25 protein-coding genes are annotated in these 19830 nt (G+C 61.1%); 15 read left to right on the plus strand and 10 right to left on the minus strand.

What is annotated here, in order from left to right; genetic code table 11:
* Positions 1-9: 9 nt before the first annotated feature.
* Both CKW25_RS18995 and CKW25_RS19000 read left to right on the plus strand, forming a co-directional pair.
* A complete protein-coding gene (locus tag CKW25_RS18995) occupies positions 10-1014 on the plus strand; it encodes an aspartate carbamoyltransferase catalytic subunit (protein WP_027617012.1) in 1005 nt (334 codons plus the stop codon).
* Positions 1011-2282 carry a dihydroorotase gene (locus tag CKW25_RS19000; protein WP_095081516.1) on the plus strand — a complete coding sequence of 424 codons (1272 nt, stop codon included), beginning with the start codon at positions 1011-1013 and terminating at the stop codon, positions 2280-2282. Before CKW25_RS18995 ends, CKW25_RS19000 begins: the two co-directional genes overlap by 4 nt.
* A 45-nt stretch (positions 2283-2327) precedes the next feature.
* On the opposite strand, the gene CKW25_RS19005 is transcribed toward CKW25_RS19000, so the two are convergent.
* Complete coding sequence (locus CKW25_RS19005; RefSeq protein WP_095081518.1) at positions 2328-2747, minus strand: NINE protein; 420 nt, start codon at positions 2745-2747, stop codon at positions 2328-2330.
* A gap of 249 nt (positions 2748-2996) precedes the next feature.
* Here CKW25_RS19005 and CKW25_RS19010 point away from each other — a divergent pair, with 249 nt between their 5' ends.
* Positions 2997-3620 (plus strand): C40 family peptidase, encoded by a 624-nt coding sequence (locus CKW25_RS19010; protein WP_095081520.1) that lies wholly within the window; start codon positions 2997-2999, stop codon positions 3618-3620.
* 122 nt (positions 3621-3742) lie between these two features.
* Here the strand turns inward: CKW25_RS19010 and CKW25_RS19015 are convergent, their stop codons facing one another.
* Positions 3743-4777 carry a type IV pilus twitching motility protein PilT gene (locus CKW25_RS19015; protein ID WP_095081522.1) on the minus strand — a complete coding sequence of 345 codons (1035 nt, stop codon included), beginning with the start codon at positions 4775-4777 and terminating at the stop codon, positions 3743-3745.
* A 56-nt stretch (positions 4778-4833) separates the two neighbouring features.
* Between CKW25_RS19015 and CKW25_RS19020 the strand changes: the two genes are divergently transcribed.
* From CKW25_RS19020 to CKW25_RS19065, 10 genes are all read left to right on the plus strand, one after another.
* Positions 4834-5532, plus strand: a complete 699-nt coding sequence (locus tag CKW25_RS19020; protein ID WP_095081525.1) for a YggS family pyridoxal phosphate-dependent enzyme — start codon at positions 4834-4836, stop codon at positions 5530-5532.
* Positions 5533-5566: 34 nt separating this feature from the next.
* A complete protein-coding gene (proC, locus tag CKW25_RS19025) occupies positions 5567-6385 on the plus strand; it encodes a pyrroline-5-carboxylate reductase (protein ID WP_095081527.1) in 819 nt (272 codons plus the stop codon).
* Positions 6386-6409: 24 nt separating this feature from the next.
* Positions 6410-6997, plus strand: coding sequence for a YggT family protein (locus CKW25_RS19030; protein ID WP_095081529.1), 588 nt, complete (start codon positions 6410-6412; stop codon positions 6995-6997).
* Positions 6997-7290, plus strand: coding sequence for a DUF167 domain-containing protein (locus CKW25_RS19035; protein ID WP_095081532.1), 294 nt, complete (start codon positions 6997-6999; stop codon positions 7288-7290). The genes CKW25_RS19030 and CKW25_RS19035 overlap by 1 nt, the downstream gene beginning before the upstream one ends.
* A 230-nt stretch (positions 7291-7520) precedes the next feature.
* Positions 7521-8660 carry a homoserine O-acetyltransferase gene (locus tag CKW25_RS19040; protein ID WP_095081534.1) on the plus strand — a complete coding sequence of 380 codons (1140 nt, stop codon included), beginning with the start codon at positions 7521-7523 and terminating at the stop codon, positions 8658-8660.
* 7 nt (positions 8661-8667) lie between these two features.
* On the plus strand, positions 8668-9288 hold the full coding sequence (metW, locus tag CKW25_RS19045) for a methionine biosynthesis protein MetW (protein WP_095081535.1): 621 nt from the start codon (positions 8668-8670) through the stop codon (positions 9286-9288).
* Between the two features lie 25 nt (positions 9289-9313).
* Positions 9314-9748 carry a DUF4426 domain-containing protein gene (locus CKW25_RS19050; protein WP_095081536.1) on the plus strand — a complete coding sequence of 145 codons (435 nt, stop codon included), beginning with the start codon at positions 9314-9316 and terminating at the stop codon, positions 9746-9748.
* Complete coding sequence (rdgB, locus tag CKW25_RS19055; RefSeq protein WP_095081538.1) at positions 9745-10341, plus strand: RdgB/HAM1 family non-canonical purine NTP pyrophosphatase; 597 nt, start codon at positions 9745-9747, stop codon at positions 10339-10341. The genes CKW25_RS19050 and rdgB overlap by 4 nt, the downstream gene beginning before the upstream one ends.
* Positions 10338-11543, plus strand: coding sequence for a radical SAM family heme chaperone HemW (hemW, locus tag CKW25_RS19060; RefSeq protein WP_095081539.1), 1206 nt, complete (start codon positions 10338-10340; stop codon positions 11541-11543). The genes rdgB and hemW overlap by 4 nt, the downstream gene beginning before the upstream one ends.
* Positions 11544-11552: 9 nt before the next feature.
* A complete protein-coding gene (locus CKW25_RS19065) occupies positions 11553-11876 on the plus strand; it encodes a DUF3392 domain-containing protein (RefSeq protein ID WP_095081541.1) in 324 nt (107 codons plus the stop codon).
* Between the two features lie 118 nt (positions 11877-11994).
* Here the strand turns inward: CKW25_RS19065 and trmB are convergent, their stop codons facing one another.
* The 4 genes from trmB to CKW25_RS19085 form a co-directional block, all read right to left on the minus strand.
* Positions 11995-12720 carry a tRNA (guanosine(46)-N7)-methyltransferase TrmB gene (trmB, locus tag CKW25_RS19070; protein WP_095081542.1) on the minus strand — a complete coding sequence of 242 codons (726 nt, stop codon included), beginning with the start codon at positions 12718-12720 and terminating at the stop codon, positions 11995-11997.
* A 9-nt stretch (positions 12721-12729) separates the two neighbouring features.
* The gene (locus CKW25_RS19075; RefSeq protein ID WP_095081543.1) at positions 12730-13524 is read right to left on the minus strand and encodes a thiazole synthase; all 795 of its coding nucleotides are present in this window, start codon (positions 13522-13524) and stop codon (positions 12730-12732) included.
* Between the two features lie 191 nt (positions 13525-13715).
* A complete protein-coding gene (gene thiS / locus CKW25_RS19080; RefSeq protein ID WP_162184594.1) occupies positions 13716-13916 on the minus strand; it encodes a sulfur carrier protein ThiS in 201 nt (66 codons plus the stop codon).
* Positions 13917-14006: 90 nt separating this feature from the next.
* On the minus strand, positions 14007-14378 hold the full coding sequence (locus CKW25_RS19085; protein WP_095081545.1) for a DUF423 domain-containing protein: 372 nt from the start codon (positions 14376-14378) through the stop codon (positions 14007-14009).
* Between the two features lie 75 nt (positions 14379-14453).
* Here CKW25_RS19085 and mtgA point away from each other — a divergent pair, with 75 nt between their 5' ends.
* The gene (gene mtgA / locus CKW25_RS19090; RefSeq protein ID WP_095081586.1) at positions 14454-15176 is read left to right on the plus strand and encodes a monofunctional biosynthetic peptidoglycan transglycosylase; all 723 of its coding nucleotides are present in this window, start codon (positions 14454-14456) and stop codon (positions 15174-15176) included.
* An 85-nt stretch (positions 15177-15261) separates the two neighbouring features.
* On the opposite strand, the gene rpoH is transcribed toward mtgA, so the two are convergent.
* The 4 genes from rpoH to ftsY all read right to left on the minus strand — a co-directional run bounded on the left by rpoH (position 15262) and on the right by ftsY (position 19526).
* Positions 15262-16116: an RNA polymerase sigma factor RpoH gene (rpoH, locus tag CKW25_RS19095; RefSeq protein ID WP_095081547.1), complete on the minus strand. Its 855-nt coding sequence runs from the start codon at positions 16114-16116 to the stop codon at positions 15262-15264.
* 112 nt (positions 16117-16228) lie between these two features.
* A complete protein-coding gene (gene ftsX, locus CKW25_RS19100) occupies positions 16229-17251 on the minus strand; it encodes a permease-like cell division protein FtsX (RefSeq protein ID WP_095081549.1) in 1023 nt (340 codons plus the stop codon).
* Positions 17248-17919, minus strand: a complete 672-nt coding sequence (gene ftsE, locus CKW25_RS19105) for a cell division ATP-binding protein FtsE (protein WP_060542425.1) — start codon at positions 17917-17919, stop codon at positions 17248-17250. Before ftsE ends, ftsX begins: the two co-directional genes overlap by 4 nt.
* Positions 17916-19526, minus strand: coding sequence for a signal recognition particle-docking protein FtsY (ftsY, locus tag CKW25_RS19110; RefSeq protein ID WP_095081552.1), 1611 nt, complete (start codon positions 19524-19526; stop codon positions 17916-17918). Before ftsY ends, ftsE begins: the two co-directional genes overlap by 4 nt.
* Between ftsY and CKW25_RS19115 the strand changes: the two genes are divergently transcribed.
* Positions 19525-19671 (plus strand): hypothetical protein, encoded by a 147-nt coding sequence (locus CKW25_RS19115; RefSeq protein ID WP_172736571.1) that lies wholly within the window; start codon positions 19525-19527, stop codon positions 19669-19671. The two genes, ftsY and CKW25_RS19115, sit on opposite strands and share 2 nt — an antisense overlap.
* Positions 19672-19830 lie beyond the last annotated feature (159 nt).

Here is a 19830-nt window from a genome sequence, read left to right on the forward strand (position 1 = left end):
TCCATTGCGATGACGCCTCCAGACACCAAGCGCCCGCTGCAGCTCAATGATCAGGGCCAGCTGCGCCACTTCCTCTCGCTCGACGGCCTACGCCGTGAGCTGTTGACGGAAATCCTCGACACCGCCGACTCGTTCCTTGAAGTCGGCGCCCGGGCGGTGAAGAAGGTCCCGTTGCTGCGCGGCAAGACCGTATGCAACGTGTTCTTCGAAAACTCCACCCGCACCCGCACCACCTTCGAACTGGCGGCCCAGCGGCTGTCGGCGGACGTGATCACCCTGAACGTGTCGACCTCGTCGGCGAGCAAGGGCGAAACCCTCCTCGACACCCTGCGCAACCTGGAAGCCATGGCCGCCGACATGTTCGTCGTGCGACACGGCGACTCCGGCGCCGCGCACTTCATCGCCGAGCATGTCTGCCCGCAAGTGGCGATCATCAACGGTGGTGACGGCCGTCACGCCCACCCGACCCAGGGCATGCTCGACATGCTCACCATTCGTCGGCACAAAGGCAGCTTCGAAAACCTCTCGGTGGCCATCGTCGGCGACATCCTGCACTCGCGGGTTGCCCGTTCGAACATGCTGGCCCTGAAAACCCTCGGCTGCCCTGACATCCGCGTGATCGCGCCGAAAACCCTGCTGCCGATCGGCATCGAGCAATACGGCGTGAAGGTCTACACCGACATGACCGAAGGCCTGAAAGACGTCGACGTGGTGATCATGCTGCGCCTGCAGCGTGAACGCATGACCGGTGGCCTGTTGCCGAGCGAAGGCGAGTTCTACCGCCTGTTCGGCCTGACCACTGCACGCCTGGCCGGCGCCAAGCCGGATGCCATCGTCATGCACCCGGGGCCGATCAACCGCGGGGTGGAGATTGAATCAGCGGTGGCCGACGGTCCGCACTCGGTGATTCTCAATCAGGTGACCTACGGGATCGCCATTCGTATGGCCGTGTTGTCCATGGCCATGAGCGGGCAAACTGCCCAGCGCCAATTCGAGCAGGAGAACGCCCAGTGAAGCTCAGCATTCTCGGCGCCCGCGTCATCGATCCAAGCAGTGGCCTGGATCAAGTCACCGATATCCACGTCGAAGCCTGCAAGATCGTCGCCATTGGCGCCGCGCCAGCCGGTTTCGTCGCCGCTCAAACCATCGAGGCTCAAGGCCTGGTGGTTGCCCCCGGCCTGGTCGACCTGAACGTCGCCCTGTGCGAACCGGGCTACAGCCGCAAAGGCACGATTGCCAGTGAAACCCGAGCCGCGGCGGCTGGCGGGGTCACCAGCCTGTGCTGCCCACCACGGACCAAGCCAGTGCTGGACACCTCGGCCGTGGCCGAACTGATCCTCGACCGCGCCCGCGAGGCCGGCAACGCCAAGGTGTTCCCGATTGGCGCACTGAGCAAAGGCCTGGACGGCGAACAGCTTGCAGAACTGATTGCCCTGCGCGATGCCGGCTGCGTGGCGTTCGGCAACGGCCTGGACAGTTTCCGCAACACCCGCACCCTGTGCCGGGCGCTGGATTACGCGGCAACCTTCGACCTGACGGTGATCTTCCACTCTCAGGATCATGACCTGGCCGAAGGTGGCCTGGCTCACGAAGGCCCGACGGCGAGCTTCCTCGGTTTGCCGGGGATTCCCGAAACCGCTGAGACCGTGGCCCTGGCCCGTGACCTGTTGCTGGTGGAGCAGACCGGGGTGCGTGCGCACTTCAGCCAGCTCACCAGCGCTCGCGGCGTGGCCCTGATTGCCCAGGCGCAGGCCCGGGGATTGAAGGTGACGGCCGACGTGGCGCTGTATCAGTTGATCCTCACCGATGAGGCGCTGATCGACTTCAACAGCCTGTATCACGTGCAACCGCCGCTGCGTACCCGCGCTGACCGCGATGGCCTGCGTGCCGCAGTGAAGTCCGGGGTGGTGCAAGCGATTTCCAGCCATCACCAACCCCACGAGCGCGATGCCAAGCTGGCGCCGTTCGGTGCGACCGAGCCAGGCATCAGCAGTGTTGAGTTGCTGTTGCCACTGGCCTTGACCCTGGTGGAAGACGGCTTGCTCGACCTGCCGACCCTGCTCGCCCGCTTGAGCGCCGGTCCGGCCGAGGCCCTGCGCCTGCCCGCGGGCAAGCTGACGGTGGGTGCTCAGGCGGACCTGGTGGTGTTTGATCCTGCCGCGTCTACCGTGGCGGGCGAGAACTGGCTGTCGAAGGGTGAAAACTGCCCGTTTATCGGCCATAGCCTGCCGGGCGTGGTGCGCTACACCCTGGTGGACGGCCGGATCAGCCACCAGGCTTGAGGGGCAAAGTGTAGGAGCGAGCGTGCTCGCTCCTACTCCACCTGCTTAGCGACTCTGCGCGTTGCGGATCGAGACCTGGTCATTCAACGTCCAGAAGTCGTACAACACCCCAATCAAGAACAAACCACCCGTCAACAGGTACAGCAATCCGCTGATCCATTTCCCCTGATACATCCGGTGCAAGCCGAACACGCCGAGAAATGTCAGCAGGATCCAGGCAACGTTGTATTCAATCGGCCCTGCGGTAAAACGCAGATCCGCTTCGCGGTCCATGGCCGGGATCAGGAACAGGTCGATCAGCCAGCCAATCCCCAGCAAGCCAAAGGTGAAAAACCAGATCGTCCCGGTCACGGGCTTGCCGTAATAGAAGCGGTGAGCGCCGGTGAAGCCGAAAATCCACAGCAGGTAACCGATGACCTTGCTGTGCGTATCTTGATGCATTGCAGGCTGTTGATAGGTGTTCATAAAGACCTCGAACCACGCGATAGATAAATATTCTTGAATTCTTTGTGACTTTTTTACAGGCGCCCGACGTATGGCAAATGCTACCGTCACTTCCGTCCAGGCCTTGTAACACCTGACTTCTGTCCGACAATTGCGTCAGTTTGCCGCGTCTTTACCGCGTTTGACCGCCAGATTGAATCGACCAGCGGCCTCGGAACGGACAAAAAAGCTGTTATAAAGTTGCGCGCTAACTTATACGAGCCCTGCCTAATGCGTCCATTTTTCAAGACATGGCTAACCATTTGCCTATTACTGCCACTGGCCGCCCACGCCACCAATCGTGAGCAACGTCTTCCGAACGTTAATGGTTACACCCCTAAATCTCATGTTTCTGCCGCTACCAGCAAAAACAAACACTCGGTAAAAAGCCCGACTCAACTGAGCAAGGCCAACAGCTCGCTGGTTCCGCCCATGGCGCCCAAGCAGAGCAGCGATGTATTGAGCCGCGCGGTGAACGTGCTCGGTACGCCTTATCGTTGGGGCGGCAGCAGCCCAAGTAAAGGCTTTGATTGCAGCGGCCTGGTGAAATACGCCTTCAATGACGTCGCCGCGATCGATCTGCCACGCACCTCCAACGCCATGGCCAGCGGCCACGGGTTGAAAGTCGAGCGCAAGGACCTGAAACCTGGCGACCTGATTTTCTTCAAGCTCAAGAGCCGCCGGGTGAACCACGTTGCCATCTACCTGGGCAACGATCGCTTCATCCACGCGCCACGTCGCGGCAAGTCGGTGTCCATCGACACCTTGAACAAACCGTACTGGAACAGCCACTACGTGGTTGCCAAGCGGGTTCTGCCGAAAGAGCCGAACACCATGCGCATCGCCCAGCGCTGATTTAAAGCAAGATCATTGTGGCGAGGGAGCTTGCTCCCGCTGGGTCGCGAGGCGGCCCCAAAAACCTGCGAGCGCTGCGCACTCGAGCGGGAGCAAGCTCCCTCGCCACTGGTTTGCCCCTCTCAAAAACCTTCCGGTGACCGCGCCTTCTCCCGCGCATGCTCGCGGCTGATCAGGCCTTTGTTCACCAGCGACTTCAGGGCCATGTCCAGGGTCTGCATCCCAAGCGATCCGCTGGTCTGAATCGACGAGTACATCTGCGCCACCTTGTCTTCGCGGATCAGGTTACGGATCGCCGAGGTGCCGAGCATGATTTCATGAGCCGCCACCCGGCCACCCCCGACCTTCTTGATCAGCGCCTGGGAAATCACCGCCTGCAACGACTCGGCGAGCATCGAGCGGACCACGGCCTTCTCCGCGCCCGGAAACACATCCACGACCCGGTCGATGGTCTTGGCGGCCGAGGTGGTGTGCAGCGTGCCAAACACCAGGTGTCCGGTTTCGGCAGCCGTGAGCGCCAGGCGAATGGTTTCCGGGTCACGCATCTCGCCCACCAGGATCACGTCCGGGTCTTCACGCAGGGCTGAGCGCAGCGCCGCACTGAAACTGCGGGTATCACGATGGACCTCACGCTGATTGATCAGGCATTTGCGCGGCTCGTGGACGAATTCGATCGGGTCCTCGATGGTCAGGATGTGCTGATGCCGGTGACTGTTCAGGTGATCGATCATCGCGGCCAGGGTGGTCGACTTGCCGGACCCCGTAGGCCCGGTGACCAGCACCAGTCCCCGTGGCAGCTCGGCAATACGGCGAAACACATCCCCCATGCCAAGCTCGTCCAGGCTCGGCACTTTTGCCGGAATGCTGCGAAATACCGCACCGGGCCCGCGATGCTGATGGAAGGCATTGACCCGAAAACGCGCCACACCCAATGCCTCAAAGGCAAAGTCGATCTCCAGCACCTGCTCGAACTCGGCCTGCTGCTGTTGACTCATGATGGCGCGGATCAGTTCATTGACCTGCCTTGCATCCTGAGCCGGCAGGTTGATGCGCCGCACATCGCCATCCACCCGGATCATCGGAGGCAACCCGGTCGACAGGTGCAAGTCCGATGCGCCCTGCCTGGCTGTGAACGCCAGCAGTTCCGTGATATCCATTGAACTCCTCAATTCCAGTAGAATGCCGCGAACCTCAGACTGCCGGCGTCCCTTGAATGTCCACGATAGCAGACAATATTTCACAGGTAGCTGCGCGCATCCGCGCGGCGGAACAGGCCGCGCACCGCGTCGAACAGAGTGTCCGGCTGCTGGCCGTCAGCAAGACCAAGCCCAGCGAGGCGGTGCGCGAAGCCTTCGCCGCCGGCGTGCGGGACTTTGGCGAGAATTATCTGCAGGAAGCCCTAAGCAAGCAGCAGGATTTGACTGACCTGCCCTTGTCCTGGCACTTCATCGGCCCCATTCAATCGAACAAGACGCGCGCTATCGCCGAGAACTTCGCTTGGGTGCATTCCGTGGATCGCTTGAAAATTGCACAACGCCTGTCCGAACAACGTCCTGCCGACCTGCCGCCCCTGAACATCTGTATTCAGGTCAACGTCAGCGGCGAGGCCAGCAAGTCCGGCTGCACCCCCGCCGACTTGCCCGAGCTGGCCAGCGCCATCAGCGCCCTGCCTCGCCTGAGATTGCGCGGCTTGATGGCGATCCCGGAGCCAACCGACGCTCGCGCCGAGCAGGACGCAGCCTTTGCCGCCGTTCGCGAACTGAACACAAGCCTGCAAGAACGCCTCAATCTGCCACTCGATACACTGTCCATGGGCATGAGCCACGACCTGGAGTCGGCCATTGCCCAGGGCGCTACCTGGGTCCGCATCGGTACGGCCCTGTTTGGTGCCCGCGATTATGGCCAGCCATGACCGTGGCTGACTCACCTCTCTATAAGGACCTGTCATGAGCAAGACTCGTATTGCCTTTATTGGTGCCGGCAACATGGCCGCCAGCCTGATTGGCGGCCTGCGCGCCAAAGGTCTGGATGCCGCCCGGATCCGCGCCAGCGATCCCGGCGCCGAAACCCGTGCACGGGTGAACGCCGAGCACGGCATCGACGTATTTGCCGACAACGCTGATGCCATCCAGGGTGCTGACGTGGTGGTGCTGGCGGTCAAGCCCCAGGCCATGAAAGCCGTGTGTGAAGCCTTGCGCCCAAGCCTTGCGCCGAACCAGCTGGTGGTGTCGATTGCGGCCGGGATCACCTGCGCCAGCATGACCCGCTGGCTCGGCGCCCAGCCGATCGTGCGATGCATGCCCAACACCCCGGCGCTGTTGCGTCAGGGCGTAAGCGGCTTGTACGCCACCGGCGAAGTGAGCGCCGAGCAACGCCAGCAAGCCGAAGAGCTGCTGTCGGCTGTCGGCATCGCCTTGTGGCTCGACGAAGAGCAGCAACTGGACGCTGTCACCGCCGTATCCGGCAGCGGCCCGGCGTATTTCTTCCTGCTGATCGAAGCCATGACCGCGGCCGGCGAGAAACTCGGCCTGCCACGGGAAACCGCCGCCCGACTGACCTTGCAGACCGCACTGGGCGCCGCCCACATGGCGGTTGCCAGTGACGTCGACGCCGCCGAACTGCGCCGTCGCGTGACTTCGCCTGCGGGCACCACGGAAGCGGCGATCAAGACCTTCCAGGCCGGCGGCTTCGAAGCCCTGGTCGAAAGCGCACTGGGTGCTGCGGCACACCGCTCGGCCGAGATGGCCGAACAACTGGGTCGCTAATCAGCTCTTACAAAGGAATCAATAATGCTCGGACTCAATGATGCTGCCATTTTCGTAATTAAAACCTTGGGCAGCCTGTACCTGTTGATCGTGATGTTGCGCTTCATCCTGCAATTGGTTCGGGCGAATTTTTACAACCCGCTCTGCCAGTTCGCCGTGAAAGCCACTCAACCGCTGCTCAAGCCACTGCGCCGGGTAATCCCGAGCATGTTCGGGCTCGACATGTCGTCACTTGTTCTCGCGCTGATCGTGCAGATGGTGCTGATAGCGGTCATCCTGCTGCTCAAAGGCTTCCAGATCGACTGGCTGTTTTTGGTGCCTTGGGCACTGATCGCCATTTTCTCGCTGTTTTTGAACATTCTGTTCTACGCGATGATCATCAGTGTGATTCTGTCCTGGGTCGCCCCGGGGAGCCACAATCCTGGCGCAGAGCTGGTCGCGCAGATTACTGAACCGGTACTCGCCCCGTTCCGCCGTCTCGTGCCGAACCTGGGCGGCCTCGACATCTCGCCGATCTTCGCGTTTATCGTGATCCAGTTGCTGCAAAGCTGGCTGATCCCACGCCTTGCATACTATGCCCTCATGCCACAGGGGCTGCTCGGGCTGATCTGATGAGTTATTTTCGCTGGGACGGCGATGACCTGATCCTTGAGTGTCACTTGCAACCTGCGGCCCGTAGCGATGATTTCGCCGGGCTGCATGGTGATCGCCTGAAGATCCGCCTCACCGCCCCGCCGGTCGAAGGCAAGGCCAACGCCTACCTGATGGCCTTCCTGGCCAAGGCGTTTGGGGTATCCAAGAGCCAGGTCAGCTTGATCAGCGGGGAGCTGAACCGGCAGAAACGGGTGCGCATCCATGCCCCCAAAAAGCTGCCGGATTTACCGGGGCTGGTGCGCCCGACCTGACCTCAATGTGGCGAGGGAGCTTGCTCCCGCTGGGTTGCGCAGCAGCCCTAAAAACTATCGCCGAGTTCATTCTGAATGACCGCATTAGCTTTGTTGGGGGCGCTTTGCACCCCAGCGGGAGCAAGCTCCCTCGCCACAGGTACACCGAGAAAAAATCAGGCCCGGCCTTTGCTTGCCGCTGGCCACAGCGGTCTTTAGACTTACGCCTCATTTCAACGAGAGCAGGGTCGATGCCAACTGCCTTTCCCGCCGATTCCGTTGGCCTGGTGACGCCCCAGGTGGCTCACTTCAGCGAGCCCCTGGCCCTTGCCTGCGGCCGCTCCTTGCCAGCCTATGACCTGATCTATGAAACCTACGGCACGCTGAACGCTACGGCGAACAACGCCGTGCTGATCTGTCACGCCCTGTCCGGCCATCATCACGCCGCGGGCTTCCACAGCCCTGACGACCGCAAGCCCGGTTGGTGGGACAGCTGCATAGGCCCCGGCAAGCCGATCGACACCAACAAGTTCTTCGTTGTCAGCCTGAACAACCTTGGCGGCTGCAACGGCTCCACCGGCCCGAGCAGCGTCAACCCGGACACCGGCAAGCCATTCGGTGCCGACTTCCCGGTGCTGACCGTGGAAGACTGGGTCCACAGCCAGGCGCGCCTGGCGGACCGCATCGGCATCACGCAATGGGCGGCCGTCATCGGTGGCAGCCTGGGCGGCATGCAGGCGATGCAATGGAGCATCACCTACCCCGATCGCATCCGCCATTGCCTGGCGATTGCCTCGGCCCCCAAATTGTCGGCGCAAAACATCGCCTTCAACGAAGTGGCGCGCCAGGCGATCCTTACGGACCCCGAATTCCACGGTGGTTCCTTCCAGGAAGCCGGAGTGATCCCCAAGCGCGGCTTGATGCTGGCGCGGATGGTCGGGCATATCACCTACCTGTCCGACGACTCCATGGGCGAGAAATTCGGCCGTGGCCTCAAGAGTGAAAAGCTCAACTACGACTTTCACAGTGTCGAGTTCCAGGTCGAAAGCTACCTGCGTTATCAGGGCGAAGAGTTCTCCGGGCGTTTCGACGCCAACACCTACCTGCTGATGACCAAGGCGCTGGATTACTTCGATCCGGCGGCGAACTTCGACGATAACCTGGCGAAAACCTTCGCCGGGGCCAAGGCCAGCTTCTGCGTGATGTCCTTCACCACCGACTGGCGCTTCTCCCCGGCCCGCTCGCGGGAACTGGTGGACGCTCTGATGGCCGCCAGGAAAGACGTTTGCTACCTGGAGATCGATGCTCCGCAAGGCCACGACGCCTTCCTGATTCCGATCCCGCGCTACTTGCAGGCGTTCAGTAACTACATGAACCGAATTACGGTGTGAGAAAGCCATGAGAGCTGATCTGGAAATCATCCAGGAATGGATCCCCGCCGGCAGCCGCGTGCTCGACCTCGGTTGCGGTGATGGCGAGCTGCTGACCTGGCTGCGCGACCACAAGCAAGTCACCGGCTACGGCCTGGAAAACGACCCGGACAACATTGCCGAGTGCATCGCCAAGGGCATCAACGTCATCGAACAGGACCTGGACAAGGGCCTGGGCAACTTTGCCAGCAACAGTTTCGACATCGTGGTCATGACCCAGGCCCTGCAAGCCGTGCATTACCCGGACAAGATCCTCGACGAAATGCTGCGGGTCGGACGCCAGTGCATCATCACCTTTCCCAACTTCGGTCACTGGCGCTGCCGCTGGTATCTGGCGAGCAAGGGCCGGATGCCGGTTTCGGAGTTTTTGCCGTACACCTGGTACAACACGCCGAACATCCACTTCTGCACGTTCGAAGACTTTGAAGCGCTGTGTCGCGAACGGGAAGCCCGCGTCATCGATCGGCTTGCCGTCGATCAACAACACCGCCACGGGTGGGCCAGTAAGCTATGGCCTAATCTATTAGGTGAGATTGGCATCTACCGCGTCAGCAGTCCTGGCCTGCAGGATCACCAGGTAGCGGTTTAATCCGGACATTTCGAGGAGAACGATCATGGGTCGTCTAGCTCTTTTTCTAGTTACAGCCTGCCTGAGCGTCAGCGCCATGGCAGCCGACGTCATCAAAGGCGAGCGCCAGGAAACCTTCGGTGACGTGACGGTGCACTACAACACCTTCAACTCCACCTACCTGACACCCGACATCGCCAAAGGCGCCGAACTGATCCGCAGCAAGAACCAGGGCGTGATCAACGTCTCGGTGATCAAGGACGGCAAGCCGATGCTCGCCAGCGTCACCGGCACCGTGAAAGACCTGACCAGCCAAAGCGTGACGCTGAACTTCAAGCAGATCACCGAACAAGGCGCGGTCTACTACATCGCGCAGTACCCGGTGGACCAGCAGGAAACCCGCACCTTCGATATCAAGGTGCAGACCGGTGACAAAATCAACACTATCAATTTCAACCAAGAGCTCTTCCCTGGCCAATGATCAACTTCACGCAACTCGTACTGGCCAGCCACAACGCCGGCAAACTCAAGGAACTCCAGGCCATGCTCGGCGACTCGGTGCACCTGCGCTCGATCGGCGAATTCAGCAGCGTCGAACCTGAAGAGACCGGCCTGTCGTTCGTCGAGAATGCCATCCTCAAGGCCCGTAACGCGGCACGTATTTCCGGCTTGCCGGCGCTGGCCGACGATTCGGGGCTGGCGGTGGACTTTCTCGGCGGTGCGCCGGGCATCTACTCGGCGCGCTATGCCGACGGCCAGGGCGATGCGGCCAACAATGCCAAGCTGCTCGATGCGCTCAAGGACGTGCCTGAAGCCGAGCGCGGCGCGCAGTTCGTCTGTGTGCTGGCGCTGGTGCGTCACGCCGATGACCCGCTGCCGATTCTCTGCGAAGGCCTGTGGCACGGGCGCATCCTGACCCAGGCCAGCGGCGAACACGGTTTTGGCTACGACCCGCTGTTCTGGGTACCGGAGCGCGACTGCTCCAGCGCCGAACTGGGCCCGACCGAGAAGAACCAGCTCAGCCACCGCGCCCGCGCAATGGAATTGCTGCGCCAACGCCTGAGCCTGAAATGACCCACGACCCCACCGCGTCGCCGCTGATCTTCGGCGGCGCCGCCCCCTCGTCTCGGGCCGCGCTGCCAACACTGCCGCCCCTGGCGCTGTACATCCACATCCCGTGGTGCGTACGCAAATGCCCTTATTGCGACTTCAACTCCCACACCGCAAGCGTAGTGCTGCCGGAAGAAGAGTATGTCGACGCCCTGCTGGCCGACCTCGACCAGGACCTGCATGCCGTCTATGGCCGCGAACTGAGCTCGATTTTCTTCGGTGGCGGCACGCCTAGCCTGTTCAGTGCCCAGGCGTTGGGCCGGTTGCTCAAAGGCGTGGAGCAACGCATCCCGTTCGCCAGCGACATCGAAATCACTCTGGAGGCCAACCCGGGCACCTTCGAACAAGAGAAGTTCGTCGCCTATCGGGCGCTGGGCATCAATCGCTTGTCGATCGGTATCCAGAGTTTTCAGCAAGAGAAACTCAAGGCCCTGGGACGAATCCACAACGGCGATGAAGCGGTACGTGCCGCCGGCATGGCCCGTCAGGCCGGGTTCGACAACTTCAACCTGGACTTGATGCACGGCTTGCCCGACCAGTCCCTGGAGGACGCCCTGGGCGACCTGCGCCAGGCCATCGCCCTGAACCCGACCCACCTGTCCTGGTATCAGCTGACACTGGAGCCGAACACGGTGTTCTGGAACCAGCCGCCGACCCTGCCGGAAGACGACACCCTGTGGGACATTCAGGAGGCTGGCCAGGCGCTGTTGGCCGAACACGGTTATGCGCAGTACGAAGTCTCGGCCTACGCCCAACCCGGTCGCGCCGCGCGGCATAACCTCAACTACTGGAGTTTCGGCGACTTCATCGGTATTGGCGCCGGCGCCCACGGCAAGCTCAGCCATCCGGACGGGCGCATCGTGCGCACCTGGAAGACTCGCCTGCCCAAGGACTACCTCAACCCGGCCAAGAGCTTCCAGGCGGGCGAGAAAGCCCTGACCAATGACGAGTTGCCGTTCGAGTTCCTGATGAACGCCCTGCGCCTGACCGAGGGCGTGGAGGCGCGACTGTATCCGGAGCGCACCGGGCTGACCCTGGAAAGCCTTGCCGAAGGCCGGCGAGAGGCCGAACAAAGTGGCTTGTTGCAGGTCGAACCGTCACGTCTGGCGGCGACGATGCGCGGACAACTGTTCCTCAATGACTTGTTGCAGAACTTTCTGACATAAGGAAATCGAATGGATTTGGTACTCGACCTGCTCGCCACCGTGTCTCGCTGGAGTCGCGGAAATCTGTCAGAAATCGCTCTGGCATTGGTGGGGTGTTTGCTGGTGCTGTTTGGCGCGGACTTCAAAGGCTGGGTCGAGCAACGCCTGGGCAACATCGCGGGCGCCTTGCGCGTGCCGATGATGGCCCTGCTGTGCGTGATCGGCAGCGGTGCGGCCCTGATCTACGCCACGCCCTTGATCGTCAAGGGTTTGAGTCAATTCAACAACTACAGCCTGGCACCGGTATTGCTGGTGGTGCTGGTGTTGATTGGCGTGGTCGCTGACCGCCGCTGACCCTGCGCCCTATACAAATCCACTGTAGGAGCGAGCTTGCTCGCGATGATTGTTAACGAAAACGCGGGGCATCTGAAGCCCCGCGCTGCTTTGTAGTTTTTCGCGAGTAAGCTCGCTCCTACGACTGCTTCTCGAACTTCAAATCCCACACGCCATGCCCAAGACGTTCGCCACGGCGTTCGAACTTGGTGATCGGGCGCTCGGCCGGGCGCGGTACGCACTTGCCGTCTTCGGCCAGGTTGCGATACCCCGGCGCGACGCTCATCACTTCCAGCATGTACTCGGCGTACGGTTCCCAGTCAGTGGCCATGTGCAGCACACCGCCAACCTTCAACTTGCTGCGCACCAGCTCAGCGAACGACGCCTGAACGATACGACGCTTGTGGTGACGGCTCTTGTGCCACGGGTCCGGGAAAAACAGCATCAGGCGGTCCAGGCTGTTGTCGGCCACGCAACGGTTGAGCACTTCGATCGCATCGCAATCGTAGACCCGCAGGTTGGTCAGGCCTTGTGTCAGTACGCCATTGAGCAGCGCACCGACACCCGGACGGTGTACTTCAACGCCAATGAAGTCCTGGTCCGGCGAAGCCGCAGCCATTTCCAGCAGCGAATGGCCCATGCCGAAGCCGATTTCCAGCGAGCGCGGTGCCGAGCGACCGAACACCTGGTCAAAATCCACCGGCGCATCGGCCAGTGGCAGGACGAACAGCGGCGTGCCCTGCTCCAGGCCTTTTTGCTGGCCTTCGGTCATGCGCCCGGCGCGCATCACGAAACTCTTGATACGGCGGTGTTGGCGCTCTTCGCCTTCTTCCGTCTGGATTGGCGTGTCGTTCGATTCAGTCATCAATGGCTCTTACTTGATCAGACCATCCAGCGGCGAGGAGGCGCTGGCATAGAGTTTTTTCGGCATACGCCCGGCGAGGTAGGCCAGGCGACCTGCCACAATGGCGTGTTTCATGGCTTGCGCCATCATGACCGGCTGCTGGGCGTGGGCAATGGCCGAGTTCATCAGCACGGCATCACAACCCAGTTCCATGGCGATGGTGGCGTCGGAAGCAGTACCGACACCAGCATCCACCAGCACCGGAATCTTGGCTTCTTCCAGGATGATCTGCAGGTTGTACGGGTTGCAGATCCCCAGACCGGAGCCGATCAGACCGGCCAGCGGCATCACCGCGATACAGCCGATTTCCGCCAATTGACGGGCGATGATCGGATCATCACTGGTGTAAACCATCACGTCGAAACCTTCCTTGACCAGCGTTTCGGCGGCCTTGAGGGTTTCGATCACGTTGGGAAACAGGGTTTTCTGGTCAGCCAGCACTTCCAGCTTCACCAGGTTATGGCCATCGAGCAGCTCACGGGCCAGGCGGCAGGTGCGCACGGCTTCGATGGCGTCGTAGCAACCGGCGGTGTTCGGCAGGAAGGTGTAGCGATCCGGCGACAGCACTTCGAGCAGGTTCGGCTCGCCCTCGATCTGGCCAAGGTTGGTGCGGCGCACGGCGAAGGTGACGATCTCGGCACCCGAGGCTTCGATGGCCTGGCGGGTTTCTTCCATGTCACGGTACTTGCCGGTACCGACCAGCAAACGCGACTGGTAAGTACGACCGGCCAGGACGAAAGGCTTGTCGCTGCGAACGATGCTCATGGGAAATCCTCTATAGGGGTGAGGTACTTGCAGAATTCCTTATAAACCAAACGCTGTGAAAACGTCGCGAGCGAAGGAAAGACAAGGCAAAAACAGGCGAGGAAGCGGAGTTTACGGGTTGTAAATGAGCATTCCGAGCCTGTTTTTAACGCAGTATTTCCGAGCGCAGCAGTTTTCACAGTGTTTGGCGGCTAGCCGCCGCCGATGGCGTGCACCACTTCGACGTTGTCGCCGTCGTTCAACGCGGTGTCTGCATGCTGACTGCGCGGGACGATATCCAGGTTGAGTTCGACCGCCACCCGGCGTCCGGTCAGGTCCAGACGGGTCAGCAGGGCCGCAACGGTTTCACCGTCGGGCAGTTCAAGGGATTCGCCGTTCAACTGAATGCGCATGCCGGATGCCGCCATCATTTTTAGGGGCCAGCATTCTAGCCCGATCAGTCAGGCCGACCCAAGCCATTCGTCTTGAAATGGACCCGCAAGTCAGCCCAGGCGCCAGGCGGCAAGCCCCAGGCAAACCCAGCCAGCCAGGAAGGCCAGGCCGCCGAAGGGCGTGACGATGCCCAGCTTGCCGACACCCGTAAGCGTCAGCAGGTACAGGCTGCCGGAAAACAACAGGATTCCGAGGGCAAACGAGACGCCCGCCCACGTGATCAACCGTCCGGGAATCTGCGTGGCCAGCAGTGCGACACCCAGCAACGCCAGGGTGTGTACCAGTTGGTAGGTGACGCCGGTATGAAAGATCGCCAGGTACTCGCTGCTCAGGCGGCCCTTGAGGCCATGGGCGGCAAATGCGCCCAGGGCGACGCCGGTAAAACCGAAGAAAGCGGCCAGCATCAAAAAGCCACGCAGCATGAGGAACTCCAGTCAGATTCATTGGGCAGGGTCTGTATAATGGCCGGCTCGACGGGTTCGGCCAAGCCATCATCTATGCTGCGTATATTTCTCCAACGCTTCGCGAAAGTCCTGCTCTGGTTCGTGGGCGGCAGCGTGTTGCTGGTGCTGGTGTTCCGTTTTGTCCCGCCACCGGGAACCACGCTGATGGTCGAGCGCAAGATCGAATCCTGGTTCGATGGCGAGCCCATTGACCTGCAACGTGACTGGGAGCCGTGGGACAACATCTCCGACGACCTGAAGGTCGCGGTCATGGCCGGCGAAGACCAGAAGTTTCCCGAGCACTGGGGCTTTGACTTTGGCGCCATCCAGGCCGCCTTTGCCCACAACGAACGCGGCGGTTCGATCCGCGGCGCCAGCACCCTGAGCCAGCAAGTGTCCAAGAACCTGTTCCTGTGGTCGGGTCGCAGCTGGCTGCGCAAGGGCCTGGAAGCCTGGTTTACCGCGCTGATCGAAATCTTCTGGCCCAAGCAGCGGATTCTCGAGGTGTACCTCAACAGCGTGGAATGGGATGAGGGCGTGTTTGGCGCCGAAGCGGCCGCACGGCATCACTTTGGCATCAGTGCCCGCTCACTGAACCGCCAGCAAGCCAGCCTGCTGGCTGCGGTACTGCCCAACCCACGGGTCTGGAGCGCCAGCCATCCAAGCAGTTATGTCGCACGCCGTGCCGGCTGGATTCGGCGGCAGATGAGTCAACTGGGCGGGGACAGTTACCTGCTGGGGCTCAACGATTCGCGCCGGGCGCCGTGGTCTCAATAAGTCCTTTCTGCCGATTACGATCAGGCACCACAAACGAAAACGCCCCGATCAGTGATCAGGGCGTTTTTTATTGCCAGCAAGAACGTTACGCGGCAATCGACAGCTTGAGCTTGTTCATCGCGCTCTTTTCAAGCTGACGGATACGCTCGGCCGAGACGTTGTACTTCTGCGCCAGGTCATGCAGCGTGGCTTTCTCTTCTGCCAGCCAGCGCTGGTAGAGAATGTCGCGGCTGCGGTCGTCCAGCACGTCCAGCGCCTCATGCAGGTTGCTGGAGGAGTTGTCGCTCCAGTCGGCATCTTCCAGTTGACGCGCCGGGTCGTACCGGTGGTCTTCCAGATAGTTGGCCGGCGACTGGAATGCACTGTCGTCATCCGCTTCGGCAGCCGGGTCAAACGCCATGTCGTGACCGGTCAGCCGGCTTTCCATCTCGCGCACTTCCCGCGGCTCCACGCCGAGGCTTTCAGCCACGCGATGGACTTCATCGTTGTTCAGCCATGCCAGGCGTTTTTTCTGGCTGCGCAGGTTGAAGAACAGTTTGCGCTGAGCCTTGGTGGTGGCGACTTTCACGATGCGCCAGTTGCGCAGGATGAATTCGTGGATCTCCGCCTTGATCCAGTGCACGGCAAAAGACACCAGGCGCACACCCATCTCGGGGTTGAAGCGCTTGACCGCTTTCATCAGGCCAACGTTGCCTTCCTGGATCAGGTCAGCCTGGGCCAGGCCGTAGCCGGAATAGCTGCGGGCAATATGTACAACAAAACGCAGGTGGGCGAGCACCATCTGCCGAGCCGCCCCCAAATCCTGCTCATAGTAGAGACTCTCGGCCAGTTCACGCTCCTGCTCTGGTGTCAGCAATGGAATGCTGTTCACCGTGTGCACATAAGCCTCCAGGTTCGCGCCTGGGACCAGAGCATAAGCAGGTTGCAAAGAAGTGGTCATACGAAAAAACCTCCGACTCACATAACTCGTGCAGTTCAGCACTGCGAAAATTGACCGGAAACCGAAGGACAAGTTCCCCTACACGCTGAAAGGACATACAAGCAAAAAGACACTACTTCGGGGCAAGCTCTCTCAAATGGCGTGCCACCGCAATCCACGCACCGATATACCCCAACAACACCGCACCTAGCAAGAGAGACAGACCATCGGCTGCCGGCACCCCGGCCAGTGCGAAATTACTGCCGTACAGGCCAGCCAACCCTGTGACCGCGTCATTCAGCCAGTTGAGGCCGAATGCCAGGACACCCCAGGAAAGGAACCCCGCGCCGAAGCCATACAGCGCCCCCATGTACAGAAAAGGCCTGCGCACATAGCTGTCAGTGCCGCCGACCAGTTTAATCACTTCTATCTCGGTGCGGCGGTTTTCAATATGAAGACGAATGGTATTGCCTATCACCAAAAGTAATGCAGAAACCAGCAACACGGTCAGACCGAAGACAAACCGCTCGCCCAGCTTGAGTATCGCCGCCAAACGCTCGACCCAGACTAGATCAAGTTGCGCCTGTTGTACCTTTGGCATCTCGGAAAGTCTTTGTCTTAATGCTTCAAGCGCCGCTTTGTCGACCTCCTTCGGCGTCACCAGCACCACGCCAGGCAGCGGGTTTTCCGGCAATTCCTTGAGCGCTTCACCCAGTCCCGACTGCTGCTGGAATTCTTCCAGCGCCTGTTCGCGACTGATGTACTCGGCCTCGGCCACGCCCGGCAGGGCATTGATCTGCTCGCGCAGTTGCTCGCCTTCGCTGGCGCTGGCGTCGAGTTGCAGGTACAGCGAAATCTGCGCCGCACGCTGCCAGGAGCCACCCAGACGCTCGACATTATTCAGCAAAAGTGACAGACCCATCGGCAAACTCAGGGCAACCGCCATCACCAGGCAGGTGAAGAAGCTGCCAATCGGCTGCTTGCCCAGGCGGCGCAGGCTGTCGAGCAGACTGGCGCGATGGCTTTCAATCCAGGCATGCAGCAAGGTCTTGAAATCCGGGCCATCGTCTTCGTCACGGTTATTCTTTTGCGGTTGCGGATCGGCGGCCTTCGGGGCCACTCGCTCGGAAACCTTCGGACTGCGGGTAGCACTCATACCGCGGCCTCCCCATCGCCGATCAATCGGCCACGTTGCAAGGTCAGCATGCGATGACGCATGCGGGCAATCAGCGCCAGGTCGTGACTGGCGATCAGCACACTGGTGCCCAGACGATTGATGTCTTCAAAGACACCCATGATTTCCGCCGCCAGCCGCGGATCGAGGTTACCGGTCGGTTCGTCCGCCAGCAGCAGGGCCGGGCGATGGACGATGGCACGGGCGATGCCGACACGCTGTTGCTGACCGGTAGACAGGTCACCCGGGTACAGGTCGGTCTTGTCCGACAACGCCACACGCTCCAGGGCCGAGTCCACGCGCTTGACGATCTCCGCCTTGGACAAGCCCAGGATCTGCAACGGCAAGGCGACGTTGTTGAACACCGTGCGGTCGAACAGCAACTGGTGGTTCTGGAACACCACGCCGATCTGCCGACGCAGGAACGGGATCTGCGCGTTGCTGATGGTCGACAGGTCCTGCCCGGCCAGCAGCAGCTTGCCTGAGGTTGGGCGTTCCATGGCCAGCAACAGCCGCAACAGGGTACTTTTACCGGCCCCGGAGTGACCGGTCACAAACAAAAACTCGCCACGACGGACTCGAAAGCTCAGCTCATGCAAGCCGACGTGACCGTTCGGGTAGCGCTTACCGACCTGTTCGAAACGAATCATGAACGCTCCCGCTCGGCAAACAGTGCCTGGACAAAGGGTTCTGCTTCAAAAGTACGCAAATCGTCGATGCCTTCACCGACACCGATGTAGCGAATCGGCAGGCCAAACTGCTTGGCCAGGGCGAAAATCACCCCACCTTTGGCCGTGCCATCGAGCTTGGTCAGGGCCAGGCCCGTCAGCTCGACCGTCTGGTTGAATTGCTTGGCCTGGTTGATGGCGTTCTGACCGGTACCGGCGTCGAGCACCAGCAGCACCTCGTGCGGCGCGTCGGCGTCGAGCTTGGCGATCACCCGGCGAACCTTCTTCAGCTCTTCCATCAGGTTGTCTTTGGTGTGCAGGCGACCGGCGGTGTCGGCGATCAAGACATCGATGTTGCGAGCCTTGGCGGCCTGCACGGCATCGAAGATCACCGAAGCCGAGTCGGCGCCTGTGTGCTGGGCGATCACCGGGATCTTGTTGCGCTCGCCCCAGACCTGCAACTGCTCGACCGCCGCGGCACGGAAGGTGTCACCTGCCGCGAGCATGACTTTCTTGCCTTCGAGCTGCAGCTTCTTCGCCAGTTTGCCGATGGTAGTAGTCTTGCCGGCGCCATTGACGCCAACCACCAGAATCACGAACGGCTTGTTCTGCGCCACGATCTTCAGCGGCTGCTCGACCGGCTTGAGCATCTCAGCCAGCTCGGCCTGGAGGGATTTGTACAGGGCATCGGCATCGGCCAGTTCCTTGCGCGCAACCTTCTGGGTCAGGCGCTGGATGATCACCGAGGTCGCCTCGACCCCCACGTCAGCGGTCAGCAGGCGGGTTTCGATGTCTTCGAGCAGCTCGTCATCGATGATCTTCTTGCCCAGGAACAGGCTGGCCATGCCCTCGCCAATGCTGGCGCTGGTTTTTGACAAACCTTGCTTGAGGCGGGCAAAAAAGCCGGCCTTGGCCTCTTCAGTGCGCGCAGGTTGAGGCGCTTCCTGTTCTGCGGCGACCGCTGCAACCGGCATTGGTGCAGGCTCGGCGGCGATCGGGGCTGGCGCGGTCACTGGGACCGGAGTTGGCACGGCAGTGATCGGGGCTGGGGTTACAACCGGGATTGGAGCTGGAACCGGGGCTGGCACAGGCTCTGGCGCCACAAACGCGGCGATGATCGGCTGTGGCAGGTCAGGCTCTTCAACTTCCAGCGGCTCGAGCGTCGGTTCGACCAGCGGCTTCGGCTCGCCCACCAACAGCTCTACGGCTTGCTGGACCACGGTCGGTGCAGGAATCGGTGGCGTGATATGGGGCGCCTGCTCGTCTTCGACCAACGCAACCGGCTCTTCCGGTACGGGCAGGGTCAACCATGGCTTATGCGCGACTTCGGCGACAGGCGGCAGTTCGATCACCACCTCAGGCTGCGGTTCGACGACCGGCTGCAGTACCGGCTCGACCGCCTGTACCACCACGGGAGCCGGTGCTTCGGCAACCGGCGCGGCGTTGACAACCGGCTCGGGCGCAACCTCGGGAAGCGCCTGTGGCTGTTCGACGACGGGTTCCTGCGGCTTTTTGCGCAGCCATCCGAACAGGCTTTTCTTTTCGCCAGCCGCAGCTGGGTTCTTCTTGTCGTCGTTGGAACCAAACATGGAGGACGGCTATCTCACGGTAGCGACGCGCCAATGTGGCGCCTCGGCAATTGAATATTCGATGCAGAACAGACTGCGTTTGACCCAGCTTGTTCACGCGCAACATTTTGTCGAAGTGCCCAACGGCACCTCAAAGGTCGACTAACACGAAGGACTGCAGCGGCATCGTCGGCGAAAACGCAGAGTTTAGCTGATAAACCCAAAGCTTCTTCCGTAAACCCATACAACCTACCGACCGATCAAAGGCCTGATAGGCGTGGCCGCCGTTAAATCGGATCAGTATCCTAGCACCTCCTCGCCCGCC

This window comes from Pseudomonas sp. Irchel s3h17 (genome assembly GCF_900187505.1).
Classification (GTDB): domain Bacteria; phylum Pseudomonadota; class Gammaproteobacteria; order Pseudomonadales; family Pseudomonadaceae; genus Aquipseudomonas.

Coding starts and splice junctions, on each gene's coding strand:
- CKW25_RS18995 (WP_027617012.1), top strand. CDS start 10: ATGACGCCTCCAGACACCAAGCGCCCGCTGCAGCTCAATGATCAGGGC.
- CKW25_RS19005 (WP_095081518.1), bottom strand. CDS start 2,747: ATGAACACCTATCAACAGCCTGCAATGCATCAAGATACGCACAGCAAG.
- CKW25_RS19010 (WP_095081520.1), top strand. CDS start 2,997: ATGCGTCCATTTTTCAAGACATGGCTAACCATTTGCCTATTACTGCCA.
- CKW25_RS19015 (WP_095081522.1), bottom strand. CDS start 4,777: ATGGATATCACGGAACTGCTGGCGTTCACAGCCAGGCAGGGCGCATCG.
- CKW25_RS19020 (WP_095081525.1), top strand. CDS start 4,834: ATGTCCACGATAGCAGACAATATTTCACAGGTAGCTGCGCGCATCCGC.
- proC (WP_095081527.1), top strand. CDS start 5,567: ATGAGCAAGACTCGTATTGCCTTTATTGGTGCCGGCAACATGGCCGCC.
- CKW25_RS19030 (WP_095081529.1), top strand. CDS start 6,410: ATGCTCGGACTCAATGATGCTGCCATTTTCGTAATTAAAACCTTGGGC.
- CKW25_RS19035 (WP_095081532.1), top strand. CDS start 6,997: ATGAGTTATTTTCGCTGGGACGGCGATGACCTGATCCTTGAGTGTCAC.
- CKW25_RS19040 (WP_095081534.1), top strand. CDS start 7,521: ATGCCAACTGCCTTTCCCGCCGATTCCGTTGGCCTGGTGACGCCCCAG.
- metW (WP_095081535.1), top strand. CDS start 8,668: ATGAGAGCTGATCTGGAAATCATCCAGGAATGGATCCCCGCCGGCAGC.
- CKW25_RS19050 (WP_095081536.1), top strand. CDS start 9,314: ATGGGTCGTCTAGCTCTTTTTCTAGTTACAGCCTGCCTGAGCGTCAGC.
- rdgB (WP_095081538.1), top strand. CDS start 9,745: ATGATCAACTTCACGCAACTCGTACTGGCCAGCCACAACGCCGGCAAA.
- hemW (WP_095081539.1), top strand. CDS start 10,338: ATGACCCACGACCCCACCGCGTCGCCGCTGATCTTCGGCGGCGCCGCC.
- CKW25_RS19065 (WP_095081541.1), top strand. CDS start 11,553: ATGGATTTGGTACTCGACCTGCTCGCCACCGTGTCTCGCTGGAGTCGC.
- trmB (WP_095081542.1), bottom strand. CDS start 12,720: ATGACTGAATCGAACGACACGCCAATCCAGACGGAAGAAGGCGAAGAG.
- CKW25_RS19075 (WP_095081543.1), bottom strand. CDS start 13,524: ATGAGCATCGTTCGCAGCGACAAGCCTTTCGTCCTGGCCGGTCGTACT.
- thiS (WP_162184594.1), bottom strand. CDS start 13,916: ATGCGCATTCAGTTGAACGGCGAATCCCTTGAACTGCCCGACGGTGAA.
- CKW25_RS19085 (WP_095081545.1), bottom strand. CDS start 14,378: ATGCTGCGTGGCTTTTTGATGCTGGCCGCTTTCTTCGGTTTTACCGGC.
- mtgA (WP_095081586.1), top strand. CDS start 14,454: ATGCTGCGTATATTTCTCCAACGCTTCGCGAAAGTCCTGCTCTGGTTC.
- rpoH (WP_095081547.1), bottom strand. CDS start 16,116: ATGACCACTTCTTTGCAACCTGCTTATGCTCTGGTCCCAGGCGCGAAC.
- ftsX (WP_095081549.1), bottom strand. CDS start 17,251: ATGAGTGCTACCCGCAGTCCGAAGGTTTCCGAGCGAGTGGCCCCGAAG.
- ftsE (WP_060542425.1), bottom strand. CDS start 17,919: ATGATTCGTTTCGAACAGGTCGGTAAGCGCTACCCGAACGGTCACGTC.
- CKW25_RS19115 (WP_172736571.1), top strand. CDS start 19,525: ATGGAGGACGGCTATCTCACGGTAGCGACGCGCCAATGTGGCGCCTCG.
- ftsY (WP_095081552.1), bottom strand. CDS start 19,526: ATGTTTGGTTCCAACGACGACAAGAAGAACCCAGCTGCGGCTGGCGAA.